The 13,527-nt window shown below is 41.0% G+C and carries 12 protein-coding genes and 1 pseudogene; 1 reads left to right on the plus strand and 12 read right to left on the minus strand.

What is annotated here, in order from left to right:
* Window positions 1-3 precede the first annotated feature (3 nt).
* Window positions 4-1,008 carry a response regulator gene (locus WDB87_RS09115; protein ID WP_286244705.1) on the minus strand — a complete coding sequence of 335 codons (1,005 nt, stop codon included), beginning with the start codon at window positions 1,006-1,008 and terminating at the stop codon, window positions 4-6.
* Window positions 1,009-1,224: 216 nt separating this feature from the next.
* On the opposite strand from WDB87_RS09115, the gene tpx reads away from it, so the two are divergent.
* Window positions 1,225-1,812 (plus strand): thiol peroxidase, encoded by a 588-nt coding sequence (tpx, locus tag WDB87_RS09120; protein WP_337849707.1) that lies wholly within the window; start codon window positions 1,225-1,227, stop codon window positions 1,810-1,812.
* 242 nt (window positions 1,813-2,054) lie between these two features.
* On the opposite strand, the gene adk is transcribed toward tpx, so the two are convergent.
* The 11 genes and pseudogenes from adk to WDB87_RS09175 all read right to left on the minus strand — a co-directional run.
* The gene (adk, locus tag WDB87_RS09125) at window positions 2,055-2,699 is read right to left on the minus strand and encodes an adenylate kinase (protein ID WP_286244707.1); all 645 of its coding nucleotides are present in this window, start codon (window positions 2,697-2,699) and stop codon (window positions 2,055-2,057) included.
* A 182-nt stretch (window positions 2,700-2,881) separates the two neighbouring features.
* Window positions 2,882-4,795, minus strand: a complete 1,914-nt coding sequence (gene htpG, locus WDB87_RS09130; protein ID WP_286244708.1) for a molecular chaperone HtpG — start codon at window positions 4,793-4,795, stop codon at window positions 2,882-2,884.
* Between the two features lie 145 nt (window positions 4,796-4,940).
* A complete protein-coding gene (locus WDB87_RS09135; RefSeq protein ID WP_337849708.1) occupies window positions 4,941-6,845 on the minus strand; it encodes an MFS transporter in 1,905 nt (634 codons plus the stop codon).
* A gap of 266 nt (window positions 6,846-7,111) precedes the next feature.
* Window positions 7,112-7,720 carry a recombination mediator RecR gene (gene recR, locus WDB87_RS09140; protein ID WP_286244710.1) on the minus strand — a complete coding sequence of 203 codons (609 nt, stop codon included), beginning with the start codon at window positions 7,718-7,720 and terminating at the stop codon, window positions 7,112-7,114.
* A gap of 5 nt (window positions 7,721-7,725) precedes the next feature.
* Window positions 7,726-8,052 (minus strand): YbaB/EbfC family nucleoid-associated protein, encoded by a 327-nt coding sequence (locus tag WDB87_RS09145; protein WP_286244711.1) that lies wholly within the window; start codon window positions 8,050-8,052, stop codon window positions 7,726-7,728.
* Between the two features lie 59 nt (window positions 8,053-8,111).
* Window positions 8,112-10,532, minus strand: a complete 2,421-nt coding sequence (gene dnaX / locus WDB87_RS09150) for a DNA polymerase III subunit gamma/tau (protein ID WP_337849709.1) — start codon at window positions 10,530-10,532, stop codon at window positions 8,112-8,114.
* Window positions 10,533-10,535: 3 nt separating this feature from the next.
* A complete protein-coding gene (apt, locus tag WDB87_RS09155) occupies window positions 10,536-11,081 on the minus strand; it encodes an adenine phosphoribosyltransferase (RefSeq protein ID WP_286244713.1) in 546 nt (181 codons plus the stop codon).
* A gap of 172 nt (window positions 11,082-11,253) precedes the next feature.
* Window positions 11,254-11,376 carry a hypothetical protein gene (locus WDB87_RS09160; RefSeq protein WP_004588125.1) on the minus strand — a complete coding sequence of 41 codons (123 nt, stop codon included), beginning with the start codon at window positions 11,374-11,376 and terminating at the stop codon, window positions 11,254-11,256.
* Window positions 11,377-11,447: 71 nt separating this feature from the next.
* Window positions 11,448-12,200 carry an HvfC family RiPP maturation protein gene (locus WDB87_RS09165; protein ID WP_286244714.1) on the minus strand — a complete coding sequence of 251 codons (753 nt, stop codon included), beginning with the start codon at window positions 12,198-12,200 and terminating at the stop codon, window positions 11,448-11,450.
* A 13-nt stretch (window positions 12,201-12,213) separates the two neighbouring features.
* Entirely contained in the window at window positions 12,214-13,071 is an 858-nt protein-coding gene (locus WDB87_RS09170; RefSeq protein ID WP_443197906.1) for an HvfB family MNIO-type RiPP peptide maturase, read from the minus strand.
* A gap of 88 nt (window positions 13,072-13,159) precedes the next feature.
* A pseudogene (locus tag WDB87_RS09175) lies at window positions 13,160-13,486 on the minus strand (HvfA family oxazolone/thioamide-modified RiPP metallophore); the annotation flags it as partial.
* Between the last annotated feature and the right edge of the window lie 41 nt (window positions 13,487-13,527).

Raw genomic sequence — 13,527 nt, forward strand, 5'->3', positions numbered from 1 at the left:
AACTTAGTCTTCTAATAGGTAAGCAACTTTGTATTTCAAAGTTTTGAGTGAATCTTCGGTAAATAACAGCATAAGATCGCAGTTAATATCGTGGTTTTCGATACCGTAGCTTATTTCTATCGCTAAGGTTCTTTGCCAACGAGATTTATTTGATTTAACCAATTCAGATACATCGCGATGTTGACCAAGTACAATGGGATGACCTTGGCTAAAAGACATATCTAGCTGTTTAGAAAGCCCCGTTAAAATTGAGCCTATTAAAATATTACTAATATCCATTAGTAGCTCAAGCTCAACTTTGTCGTTCAGCTCACCGTCGTACTTCATCAGTGACGCAATTTCTTTAAAGCTTGAGTCGTTTAGTAAAAGTAATGCCTCGCCCGATACGCCACCGCCAATAAAGCCTTGGCAAACCCCTGAGGTGGCAGCATTATTGTCGATTGACTGCAATGCCATATCCAGCTCATTAACTTCAAGCACATTCACATTCGGAATTGGCAACTCTACAAACACATTTAAAAGCCGAGCAAGCAAATCGCCAGCTTGGCCCATAGCAACATTTGTAAGCTCTTGGTATATATCGCGTACATCTGGGTCTACTTGCTCTCCTAAAGAGTGGGCAAGACGCTCACGCATGGCTTTATCTTTAATGCCATGATGTTCGATAATATCGGCAAGTTTTTCTGGTGAGCAAGGTTTTTGGATAAAATCAATGGCACCTAATTCAAGTACGCGTTGGTGCGCATTTGGCTGAATATCGCCAGATACCACCACGGTTAGAATATTAAGGCCTTGCTCTTTCATGGCCATAAGAACTTCGTAACCGTCCATTTCAGGCATATTTAAATCAAGAAAAAGGATTTCGGGCTCGATTATTTTTAGTTTTTTGATGCAATCAACACCATCTTGAGCAAACTCTACTTTAATATCCCAGTCATCTGGTAAAGAGCGAGCTAGCTGGCGCCTCGCTAATTTGGAGTCGTCACATATTAATACGGATGTTGACATACTATCTCTCTATTATTTAACCCAATGATGTCAATAGGCCTTATGACTTTATTAAAGATACATTTTGTAACTATATGTTAATAAAAGTTCTTACAGTTTACAATTTATATATCACAGAACTTATTGTTACTTTTACAGTGATATTTAATCGCTTGGTCAGTGATATTGAGTATAATACACTCAAACCTATTGCGTTAATTTAAAAGGAAATAACCTATGGTACGCCCTCTTATTTTTGCATTAAGCACACTGGCTTTGAGCTCAGTTGGCTATGCATCACAGCTCCAAGAAAACACACTTGATGCAGGTAAAGTCTCTGCTCAAGGTAAACCTGTTACTCTATTAGGTAAAGGTGTAAGTGTAGGTGATAACGCGCCAGACTTTAAAGTAGTTGATGGAGGCTTTACGCCCGTAAACCTTGATGATTATAAAGGGCAAGCTGTATTAATCAGCGTAGTGCCAAGTTTAGATACTGGCATTTGTAGTTTACAAACTAAGCATTTTAACGAAAAAGTCGCAACGCAATTTCCTGCTATCGCAATACTGACCATCAGTGCCGATTTACCTTTTGCTCAAAAACGCTTTTGTAATGCTGAGAACATCGACAAAGTAACCGCCCTTTCTGACTCTGTATGGCGAGACTTTGGCCAAAAATATGGCTTAATAATAAAAGATATGGGGCTACTAACCCGCGCTGTGCTTATTTTAGATAAAAGCCATACAGTGATATACAAACAACTCGTGTCTAATTTATCTACCGAGCCAAACTACGACCCAGTAATAGAAAAGCTAAAAACGTTGTAGGTAACAGGGCGTGTAGATAGCTAGGCAAAAAATTTGCTTTTAGTTGTTCTCGGCAATTGCGCCTGCATTGCTCTACCTTCTGCATCCATGCAGTCGTAAATAAGAGTTTTTTAACGCAGGTAGCGACACGTTTGGCCTCGCCAACATGATTAAGTATTATTGCTGATTGGTATTAAAAGCTAATAAATACAAAAAACCGCCCGAGGGCGGTTTTTTAATACCTTAGCTGTGTTTAGATTATATTAACCTAATAACTCTGCTAGTTGCTGGCTTACTGTTTCAACAGCTTGCGTACCATCAAGCTTATGGTACTGCGTGTTGCCTGCGTTTGCTTCGGCTTGGTAATAATCAACCAATGGCATTGTTTGCTCGTGGTAAATACCTAAACGTTTACGTACTGTTTCTTCCGTGTCATCTGCACGAATAATAAGCTCTTCGCCTGTTTCATCGTCTTTACCTTCCACTTTTGGTGGGTTGTAAACTACGTGGTAAACGCGACCAGAGCCAGGGTGTACACGACGTCCACCCATACGCTCAACAATTACTTCATCAGCAACGTCAAACTCAATAACATGGTCAACCACAACGCCATTTTCTTTCATTGCATCAGCTTGTGGAATGGTGCGTGGGAAGCCGTCAAGTAAAAAGCCTTGCTCACAATCAGGCTTAGCAATACGCTCTTTTACTAAACCTATGATGATATCGTCAGAAATTAACTGACCAGCGTCCATTACTTTTTTAGCTTCTAAACCAAGTGGTGTACCTTCTTTAATGGCTGCACGAAGCATATCACCGGTAGAAATTTGTGGAATACCGTATTTGTCCATTAAAAACTGAGCTTGAGTACCTTTACCAGCACCTGGCGCGCCCAAAAGAATAATGCGCATATCATTGTCCCCTAGTATGGATAGTTATTTTAAAGCCTGAATTCTTCCACAAGCGCTGCAGATACTCAAGCAACTTATACTAATTGCCTACTTTAGAGCGCATAAAAAAAGGAAGCATACGCTTCCTTTATAATAATGGTTATAATTTAGGCTCTTTTAGTAATTAAAAGAGCCTGTTAGCCTTACTTATTTAAATCAAGCATTAACTTGTTTAAACGTGTTACGAACCCAGTAGGATCTTTTAATGTTCCACGTTCAGCAAGTAAAGCTTGGTCAAGTAATACATGAGACCACTGTGCAAACTTATCTTCGTCTTGCTCATCGTTTAAGTGCTTAACTAATTGGTGCTCAGGGTTAAGCTCAAACACTGGCTTGGCCTCTGGAACAGATTGACCTACCGACTCCATAAGTTTTTGCATTTGCGAGCTCATGTCGTTGTCATCGCTCACAACACAAGCTGGAGAATCTGTTAAGCGATGCGTAAAGCGCACTTCTTTAACCTCTTCGCCAAGCGCTGTTTTAATGCGCTCAATTAAGCCTGCGACTTCTTTTTCAGACTCTTCTTGTGCTTTTTTCGTTTCTTCGTCGTCAAGTTTACCTAAATCAAGGTCGCCACGTGTAATTGACTGGAACGATTTTTCGTTAAACTCAGTTAAGTGGCTCATCATCCACTCATCAACACGGTCACTTAGTAATAATACTTCGATGCCTTTTTTGCGGAAGATTTCTAAATGTGGCGAGTTTTTAGCCGCTGTAAACGAATCTGCAACAACGTAGTAAATTTTATCTTGCTCATCGTTCATACGCTCAATGTATTGCTCAAGCGATACATCTTGTGTTTCTGAGTCGGTATGTGTTGATGAGAAGCGTAACAATTTAGCAATGGCTTCTTTATTTGCAGTATCTTCTGCAGGTCCTTCTTTGATCACTTGGCCAAATTCATTCCAAAATGTTTGGTAATCTTCAGCTTTGTTTTTAGCCATACGCTCAAGCATTTTTAATATGCGTGATGTGCACCCTTTACGAATTGCTTGCGTTACTTTGTTATCTTGTAAAATTTCGCGCGATACATTTAGCGGTAAATCGTTTGAATCAAGTAAGCCTTTTACAAAGCGTAGGTAGCTTGGCATAAACTGCTCAGCGTCATCCATAATAAAGACACGTTGAACATACAGTTTTAAACCACTTTGGCGCTCACGGTTCCATAAATCGAACGGCGCTTTTTTAGGGATATACAATAAGCTTGTGTACTCAGTTTTACCTTCTACTTTATTGTGCGCCCAGTTTAGCGGCTCTTCCCAATCATGGCTTACATGCTTGTAAAACTCTTTGTATTCTTCATCAGAAACCTCTGATTTATCACGTGTCCATAAAGCAGTTGCACGGTTAATGCTTTCCCACTCACCTGGAACTGCTGGGATTTTTTCGCCGTCTTCGCCTTCAGACTCAGGCACTTCTGCTTTATACATTTGTACAGGCGTAGAAATATGATCTGAGTATTTAGTAACGATGCTACGCAGGCGGTATTCATCCGCATATTCTTTTTCTTCTTCACGCAGGTGTAAAATAATATCCGTACCACGGCCTTCTTTTTCAATTTCTTGTAACGTGTACTCACCTTCACCTTGTGATTGCCACTCGTATGCTTGTGTTTCACCCGCTTTACGCGTGCGTACTGTCACTTCATCAGCCACTATAAATGCTGAGTAAAAACCAACACCAAATTGACCAATTAATTGCGAGTCTTTGCTTTGGTCGCCGGTTAAGTTTTTGAAAAATTCAGCAGTACCCGACTTCGCAATAGTCCCTAAAGAGCTAATTACCTCTTCACGTGTCATACCAATACCATTATCAGAAATGGTAATTGTGTTCGCCTCTTTATCTGCGCTAATACGTACACGTAAATCGGCATCACCTTGGTAAAGATCGCCATTAGAAAGCGCTAAAAAGCGTAGCTTATCGGCAGCATCTGATGCATTTGATACAAGCTCACGTAAAAATATTTCTTTATTCGAATATAACGAATGAATCATTAAGTTTAATAGTTGTTTTACTTCTGTTTGAAAGCCTAATGTTTCTTTTTGTGCTGCAGTCATTTATGTATCTCCAATTAGCAAAGTGTCTGCGTTATGCACTTAATATGGGGTGAGGTGGAGTAACTTCAAGGGAAAAATTTAAAAAAGCAGCGTTTGTGCTTACATAAATAAAAAGCCACATAGAAATGTGGCTTTTAGCATTAAATTACGGCGTATTTTTAGCGTACTGGTCTTTTAAAGCGCTAACTTGTTCGTGTAAATAATTAGCACTTACCTGCTCAGCTTCAATCGACTCTCCCACACTCACCGATACTAATGACCATTTAAGGCGTGGTAGTTGCCATTTGGCTTTACGGCTAAACACACTGCCCCACAAGCCACCTAAGTGAACGGGCACAACAGGCACTGGTGTACGCGCTATTATGCGCTCAATGCCACGCCTAAACATGTCCATTTCACCGTTACTGGTAAGTTTTCCTTCAGGAAAGATCCCCACCAATTCACCACGTTCAAGCGCTGTGGCAACCTCATCAAATGCTTTTGCAAACGCTTTTGGGTTAGCTTTTTCGCTATCAATTGGAATAGCTTTTGCCATTTTAAATAACCAATGCAGTGCTTTTGAATGATAAATGGGCGCAAACACCATAAAGCGTATAGGCCTTGGCGAGGTGGCTAAAATAAACATCCAATCTACAAAGCTAACATGGTTAGCTACAATAACTGCTGCGCCTTCGCTTGGAATATTTTCATGCCCTTTTGTGCGCACACGATACATGCATATAGCTAAAATATAGATAACAAAGCGTAAGAAAAACTCCGGCACCTTAGTGTAAATATAAATAGAGATAAGCAGGTTAAGCCCCGCCAAAAGTAACAGTAACGACGAGATATGCCACTGTAAAACAGAGAGCGTTACAATACTTAATATGGCACTGCCAACCATAAAGAGCGCATTAAGCACGTTATTAGCAGCAATCACCCGCGAACGACTTGCCTCCTCGGTACGCTGCTGAATAAGCGCATACAGCGGCACAGTATAAAAACCAGATGCAATACCAATACCGGCCATCCAAACAAAATGCCATACCATATCGCCCGTATTGAGTACTTGCTTAAGCGTTAATAAGTTTTCAGAGGGCGCGATATACACACCAATAGCAGGCTCTTGGCTCAATAAATACAAAAATAGCGTAATTAAAATAGCGCCAAAAGGAACGATTCCCAGCTCAATACGTGAGCGCGAAAGCTTTTCGCACAACAAAGAGCCTACGGCAATGCTTAGCGAAAACACCACCAGCGCACTGGTTACTACGAGTTCATCGCCACCCATTACATGCTTAACATAATTAGGCAATGCAGTTAAAATAACCGCGCCTATTAGCCAAAACCAGCTTATGCCCAACACCGATTTACCAACCGATTCTGTTTGAGCATTAAGCGCTTTGAATACATTTTTAGTGGATGAAAAAATATTATAAGTAAAGTGCAAATTAGGATTATTGGCTTGGCTTATAGGAATAAAGCGGCTGGCAAAAAAGCCAAGTACCGCAAGTATCAGCACTGCAATACTAATAATTGTTGGGCCTGTTGTTTGAGTAATGTAATAGGTGCCAAAAATAGTCCCCATTAAAATAGCCACAAAAGTGGCAGACTCAACCAAACCATTGGCTTTTGTTAATTCGTTAGGCGCCACATGCTGCGGTAATATCGAATACTTAAGCGGGCCAAAAAAAGTACTTTGCAAGCCCATAAAAAACACGGTGGTCAGCATTAGCCACACATATTGCGTAAAAATAGAGGCTGCACCAATAACCATAATTGGTATTTCGCAAAATTTAACAAGCCGGATCAATTTTGATTTTTCGGTCTTTTCGGCAAGTTGCCCTGCCATTCCTGAAAATAAAAAAAACGGTAATATAAATAAGCCCGCTGCAAGGTTTGAATACAGCGCACCATCGCCAAGGCTTGCAGCTTGAAACACTAACAATATAAGCACAGATTGCTTATACACATTATCATTCATAGCCGACAAAAACTGTGTTACAAATAGCGGTAAAAAGCGTTTACTACTGAGTAAACCACCTTTATTGTCGTGTTTATTATTTTGCATAGTACTCCTTACTAATCAGATAAAATCCTGATGTTTGCTTATACCAACTAGCGCCATATTTTTAGGGCGCGTGAGCCGTGCCACCTTCACGTTATAAATTGTTGTAAGCCAACAATTTATAACACAATGTCGCTAAATTTAACTCATTTATTAATTTAATATGATTAATAACCGCTCACACACGTTATACGGTAATTAAATAGCAAACACAAAAAAGCCCACATATTTTACTATGTAGGCTTTTAAAACGATTTCAGACAGTCGTATTAGTCCTGCATAACAGCTCGTCGGCCACTAAATGCATGCATTAACGTTGTGCCATCTACTAAATCAAGCTCGCCACCAACAGGTATACCATGCGCTATACGCGAGGCCCCTACTTTATATTTATGGCAAAGCTGGGCAATGTAATGTGCAGTGGTCTCGCCCTCAACCGTGGGGTTGGTAGCTAAAATCACTTCGTTAATACCGCCGTGCGAGAGCTTTTGTTCAAGTATATCAAGGCCAATTTCTTTAGGGCCAATACCATCAATGGGCGATAAATGCCCCATCAGTACAAAATATAAACCAAGGTACTGACCTGTTTGCTCTATTGCCAACACATCCGTAGGCGATTCAACAACACAAAGCACACCAGTGTCTTGGCGTTTTGTACTTAAGCAAATATCACATTGTGCCTGCTCAGTAAAAGTACGACACGACTGACAATGCCCAACCGCGCTCATGGCTTTGGTCAATGCGTTACCAAGCTGAGTGCCCCCTTTACGGTCACGCTCTAATAAATGAAACGCAATGCGCTGAGCAGACTTAGGACCTATACCCGGTTGACAGCGAAGTGCTTCTATAAGCTGTGTTAGACTATCTGAAAGTTGCATATTTATTAGAACGGCATTTTCATACCTGGTGGTAATTGCATACCGCCAGTCACTTTACTCATACGCTCTTGCGTTTCGTCAGCTACGCGACGAACGGCGTCATTACATGCTGCAGCAAGTAAATCTTCAATCATGTCTTTGTCATCTTCCATCAGGCTTTCATCAAGCTCAACACGACGCACATTATGATTACCAAGCATGGTTACTTTTACAAGGCCTGCGCCGGCTTCGCCAACAACTTCCATCGTCGCGATTTCGTCTTGGGCCTTTTGCATGCGCTCTTGCATTTGCTGCGCCTGCTTCATCATGTTACCCATTCCACCTTTAAACATAATTTTCTCTCTTTCTTTTAAACTCTAATTGTCATGAAGATAAGGGCGATTGTATTTAATTACAATGCCTGAATACTGTTTTCGTCAATTTCGGCGCTAAATAGCTGCTGAAATTGTACTATGTTTTCATCAGCTGTGATCACATCAATTGCTTGCTGGTGCCGTCCTGCATCTATTTTTTGCTGAATTAAATAAGGCGAGTCAATCACCCCTTTTGCAAAGTTAATACTCAGCGAAACGTTATGAGCGTATATGCTTGATAACGCCGCATCGAGCTTTTGCCTAAGCATAGGGGTATCTAAGTGTTTTTGTGATTCATCCACGTCAATATGTAAACTGTCGCCTTGCTTGGTAAAAATCGAGTGTAATGCAAATTGGCGCATCCGCCCACCAAGTCCCATGCGCTTAATTAAATAAGCCCACTCATCTTGCTGATGCGCAAATTTAATCTCGCTAATTGGGCTTTGAAAGTCATCGGGAACCGGTATAGCGGGCTCTTGCTCTATTACCTCAGGCTTTTTTTGCGGGTTAATTTGCTCAAGCAACTCAGGGGCTAAGTTTTCTGTAATCGTTTGGTGCTTTTGTTGAAAATCAACCTTACGCGCTGGCTGGCTTTGCGTTACTGGCTCAGCTGGCGTTTGGCTCCCTGTTACTGGGAGCGTTGGCTTTTTTTCGCTATCGCCTTGCGGATGGTCTTGCCATGGCGGTGAATCGTTTTGTGACTCACTCGCTTGCATGCTTGTATCGTGTGGCTTTGCTTGGTTGTCAGGCGTAGCTTGAGCAGGTGTTTTTGATGTTTGCGCTTGCTCAGTGGTATTTGTACTGCCCCCTGAAAGCCTACCTGCACCCGATATATTTCTATCCCGTAAAATTCGCGCAATTGCTGATTGTGCTTGGGCTTCTTGTTCACGCACAGTGATATTTTCATCATCGGCTATGCCTGGCTCGTGTTGTTCTACAGGTGTAGGGTTATAACCTTGATCTACAGCACTGCTCATAACATCATCAAATTGTGCCGCTAAATTTTGCTCCATATTACTGTGTTGCAGGTAAGCGTCGTCTTCACTTTGACGCTCAGCAGCTTCATCAGTTTTGGCCATTTTCTCGCCTTGCTGCACAGAGCTGGACGTGTCGTTTGGAGTGTTTTGAACCGTAGAAGGTGCGCTGTTGTTGTGTTGTTCATTCGGCGAACTTGTTGGCCGCGCTGCGGGTTCATCAATTTTTTGGCTTTGCTCAACCATTGCTTGTGTAGCAGAGGTTTCGTTTTGCGACGGTGTTTTATTCTTATTTAATATATCGCGCAGCGCATCGGCACGGCCTTTACTACTGGTAGGCGCAGGCGTTGCTGTACTCGGTGTGTCACTAGGCTCAGGATGCGAATGAGCATAGGTTGTACCTGCCGATTCAAATGCTAACAATCGCAGCATTATCATTTCAAAGCCTAAACGAGGCTCTGGCGCCCATTGTAAGTCTTTTTTACCGTTTAATAGTAACTGGTAATAAATCTGTATTTGTTGAGCCTGGGTGTGCTGTGCAACATGGCTTATATAATCGGCATTTTTATCATCAAGTTGCGCGGCTTGAGGGACAAGCTGAGTTAATTGAACAAGGTGAGTTAATGCAATTAAATCATCAAGTAGGGCAATATAGTTAGGGTTACGGCTCGCTACTTGGGCTATTTCATCCATGAGTGCACCACCGTCTTGTGCTAACAAAGCAGCAAGCAAACTTTGGCTATAATGTGTGTCCATTAAACCAAGCATGGCTTGCACGGCTTGATTGTTTATGTCGCCGTTGGTTTGCGCAATAGCTTGATCTGTTAAGCTCAAGGCGTCTCGCATACTGCCATCAGCGGCTTTTGCAATAATACTTAGTGCATCTTTATCAAAGTTTAGTTGCTCTTGAGTAAGTACGTGTTCAAGCTGAGTTTTAATTTCACTTTGCGAAAGTGCATTTAAGTTAAACTGTAAGCAGCGCGATAAAATGGTAACAGGTAACTTTTGCGGATCGGTGGTTGCCAGTAAAAATTTCACATGCTCAGGCGGCTCTTCTAACGTTTTTAATAACGCATTAAAGCTATGCTTAGAAAGCATGTGCACTTCATCTATTAGGTATACTTTATAACGTCCGCGTGTTGGTGCGTATTGAACGTTATCAAGAATTTCACGAGTATCTTCGACTTTGGTGCGAGAAGCGGCATCAATTTCAAGTAAGTCAATGTATCGCCCTGACTCGATGTCAGTACAACTACTACATTGCCCACATGGAGATGCCGATATACCTTCGTCACAATTTAAGCTTTTAGCAAAAATGCGTGCAATGGTGGTTTTACCCACACCACGGGTTCCAGTGAATAAATAAGCGTGATGCAGTCTATTTTGTGTAAGCGCATTAACAAGCGCTTGCTTTACATGAGACTGGCCAACCAATTCATGAAAGGTTTGCGGACGCCATTTTCTAGCTAGAACCTGATAACTCATCAATTACTCGCCTTCAAACTCAACCAGTTTTAAGATTTTAATACCCATTTTTTCTATACGATGCTCACCACCAAGCTCTGGTAATGAAACAACAAACGCAGCATCAGTGGCTGTGCCGCCTAATTTTGCAACTAGCTTTGCTGTGGCTTCAATTGTGCCACCGGTAGCTAATAAATCATCAACTAATAATACTTTGTCGCCTGGGACAATAGCATCAACATGAAGCTCTAATGTGTCTTCACCGTATTCAAGTAGGTAATCTTGGCGAATCACTTCGCGCGGTAGCTTGCCTGGCTTACGAACAGGAATAAAAGGGATCCCTAACGCGTAAGATAGCGGCGCACCAAAAATAAAGCCGCGAGATTCTGTACCAATAATTTTTGTAAAGCCTTGGTTTTTATATTCGTTTATAAAAGCATCAATTGTTGCTTTAAAGGCTTCTGGATTTGCCATTAGTGTTGTTACATCACGAAACATAATGCCTGGTTTAGGATAGTCGGCAATGGTTGCGATACTGTTTTTAATAATAGCGGGTGTTACTTGAGTCATAAGTTTAATTGCTCAATAGTTTATATTTCAAAGCAGCTGATTATAACCTTAACTGACGTTAAAATGCGAGTTTGCTGTCATTAATACCGAGGTGGTTTGAAAATTATAAGGGTGGAGGAGGAAAAGAAGCTTAAGGCTGATAAAAACAACAGCCTTAATAAAGCAAGGAGCTTTAGGTTAGGCTTGTGATCCAGCCTAAAATCGCATTTAAACAGCCAATACCCACAAAAACTGCTAAAAAAGCAATAAAGTAGGTAGCATTAAACGGATCTTTAAAGTCTTTATCATCTGACATTGGTATAACCTTTTTTAAGCACGACAAATAAGGCTGCCATGATAGACGAAGTAAAAAAATCTATAAAGCCCTTAATGTTGATTTTTTGTCACGATAATCCCGCGCTCGCACATTGCATTGAGCGTACTTAATGCTCCATGTGCAATTTGTTGTTGAGTAAAATTAGGCGCATGAGCTAAAACCTGTTGGCATACACTCTCAAAGTCAATGCCTGTATTTGACTCTATTATAGAAAGTAGTAAAGCGGTCATTGCATTGGTGGCTAAAAACTGTACGTCGTCGTTATTATCTCTATAAACCACAAAGTAATTGGGCTGCTCTGATGGCACGCTAGGTTTATATTCTGTACTAATATTTTGAACTGCATACTGGTAGCTTAAATTACGTGCTACACTCGACAAGTAAAGCTCGGCACTAGTCAGTTCGGTACTTTTTAAGCGTTGATCATTAACGTCTTCATTAGCCACCGAAACATCAAGCTCAATCCACTCATAATGTGCCAGCTCCAACATAAATGGGTAATCGTACTCTTGCATTGTATAGCCGTTCGATAAGTAATTAATAAACTCCCCTGCAATATCTAAAAAATAAGGCGACTTACAGTCGTGCTCATTAAAAAATGTTCTTACTAATTTTTGCCATTGCTGCTGTGTGTATAACGTTTTGAGTACCGGAAAACCAGATGAAATAAACCCGGCAATATTGTTAAAAAATAAATCGCGGTAAATCGCCATGCGCCTATCTTCGATATCTTTAGGCTTTTGGTTGAGCTGAGGCTCACGAATGTGCGCCATAAATTCGTTTTGCGTGTCAATAAAGTTCATTTACCTTCCTTATTTACGCTGTTTGCTGAGTAAGCGTTGAACTTGCGTTTTTATTTTGTAAATCGTGAATAATATCAAGCTCTTTTGTTAGTGTATTTATGCTTGGAATATTAAAGTCACGCTCCAATAAGGTAGGAAACACCCCATGCGCTTGGTATGCTTTATCAAGCAAGTCCCAAACGGGGTCTATAACATCAGCGCCATGGGTATCAACAATTAAATCATCGGCTTCATTGTAGTGACCTGCTACGTGCCCATATGCAATTCTGTTTGTAGGTAGCCCTAATAAAAACGCATCTGCATTGTAACCATGATTAATTGAATTAACATAAATATTATTTACATCAAGTAGTAGTTTACAATCAGCTTGCTCTAAAATCGCATTAGTAAATTCAAGCTCAGATAACTGCTGGCCAGGCGCTGCATAATAAGAGACATTTTCGATGGCTATTTGGCGCTCTAAAATATCTTGCACTTGTTTGATCCGAGGTACAACGTGTGCAATGGCATCTTCAGTAAAAGGGATTGGCATTAAATCGTACATATGTCCTTTACCCGAGCAGTAACTAAGGTGTTCACTAAATAGTTTAATATTGTGTTGATCAAAAAACGTTTTTAGCGATTTAACAAAGTCAATATCAAGAGGTTCAGGCGAACCGATAGAAAGCGATAAACCATGGCAAACAAAATTATTGGCGTCAGTTAATGTTTTAAATTGTTTTTTAAAGCGGCCTCCTAGCTTAAGCCAGTTTTCTGGCGCCACTTCCATAAAATCAATTTGCTTGGGTATATGCGCTAGTAATTCATCAAGCATCTCTCGACGAAGGCCTAAGCCAACCATCCCAAATGCTGAGTTTTGTGCAGCTTTCATCATTATCTCCTAAAACAAAAAGGGCCTTTTGGCCCTTTAGCATAACGTATATCTGAGTAACTCAGGTAGTTAAGTCAGCGTGTTATTGGCCACCACATTTACCTTCGCCGCACTTACCTTCTTTTTTACCTTTTGCGTCGCCACCACATTTGCCTTCGCCGCATTTACCTTCTTTTTTACCTTTTGCGTCGCCGCCACATTTGCCTTCGCCGCATTTACCTTCTTTTTTACCTTTTGCGTCGCCGCCACATTTACCTTCACCGCATTTACCTTCTGCAGCATCAAGTTGATAACCCGTCACTAGCTGTTGGAATTCAAATGGGTTTGCTTGTGCATCTGCAGAGGCAAAACTTGCAGAGCCAACAACTACTGCACCTAAGGTTAACGCGATTGAATTTTTCTTTACTGTGTTCATTGTATGACTCTCTTATATAAGTATTAAAATAATGCAAGCTA

This window comes from Pseudoalteromonas sp. C12FD-1 (assembly GCF_037414265.1).
Lineage (GTDB): Bacteria > Pseudomonadota > Gammaproteobacteria > Enterobacterales > Alteromonadaceae > Pseudoalteromonas.

Coding starts and splice junctions, on each gene's coding strand:
- WDB87_RS09115 (WP_286244705.1), bottom strand. CDS start 1,008: ATGTCAACATCCGTATTAATATGTGACGACTCCAAATTAGCGAGGCGC.
- tpx (WP_337849707.1), top strand. CDS start 1,225: ATGGTACGCCCTCTTATTTTTGCATTAAGCACACTGGCTTTGAGCTCA.
- adk (WP_286244707.1), bottom strand. CDS start 2,699: ATGCGCATTATTCTTTTGGGCGCGCCAGGTGCTGGTAAAGGTACTCAA.
- htpG (WP_286244708.1), bottom strand. CDS start 4,795: ATGACTGCAGCACAAAAAGAAACATTAGGCTTTCAAACAGAAGTAAAA.
- WDB87_RS09135 (WP_337849708.1), bottom strand. CDS start 6,845: ATGCAAAATAATAAACACGACAATAAAGGTGGTTTACTCAGTAGTAAA.
- recR (WP_286244710.1), bottom strand. CDS start 7,720: ATGCAACTTTCAGATAGTCTAACACAGCTTATAGAAGCACTTCGCTGT.
- WDB87_RS09145 (WP_286244711.1), bottom strand. CDS start 8,052: ATGTTTAAAGGTGGAATGGGTAACATGATGAAGCAGGCGCAGCAAATG.
- dnaX (WP_337849709.1), bottom strand. CDS start 10,532: ATGAGTTATCAGGTTCTAGCTAGAAAATGGCGTCCGCAAACCTTTCAT.
- apt (WP_286244713.1), bottom strand. CDS start 11,081: ATGACTCAAGTAACACCCGCTATTATTAAAAACAGTATCGCAACCATT.
- WDB87_RS09160 (WP_004588125.1), bottom strand. CDS start 11,376: ATGTCAGATGATAAAGACTTTAAAGATCCGTTTAATGCTACCTACTTT.
- WDB87_RS09165 (WP_286244714.1), bottom strand. CDS start 12,200: ATGAACTTTATTGACACGCAAAACGAATTTATGGCGCACATTCGTGAG.
- WDB87_RS09170 (WP_443197906.1), bottom strand. CDS start 13,071: ATGAAAGCTGCACAAAACTCAGCATTTGGGATGGTTGGCTTAGGCCTT.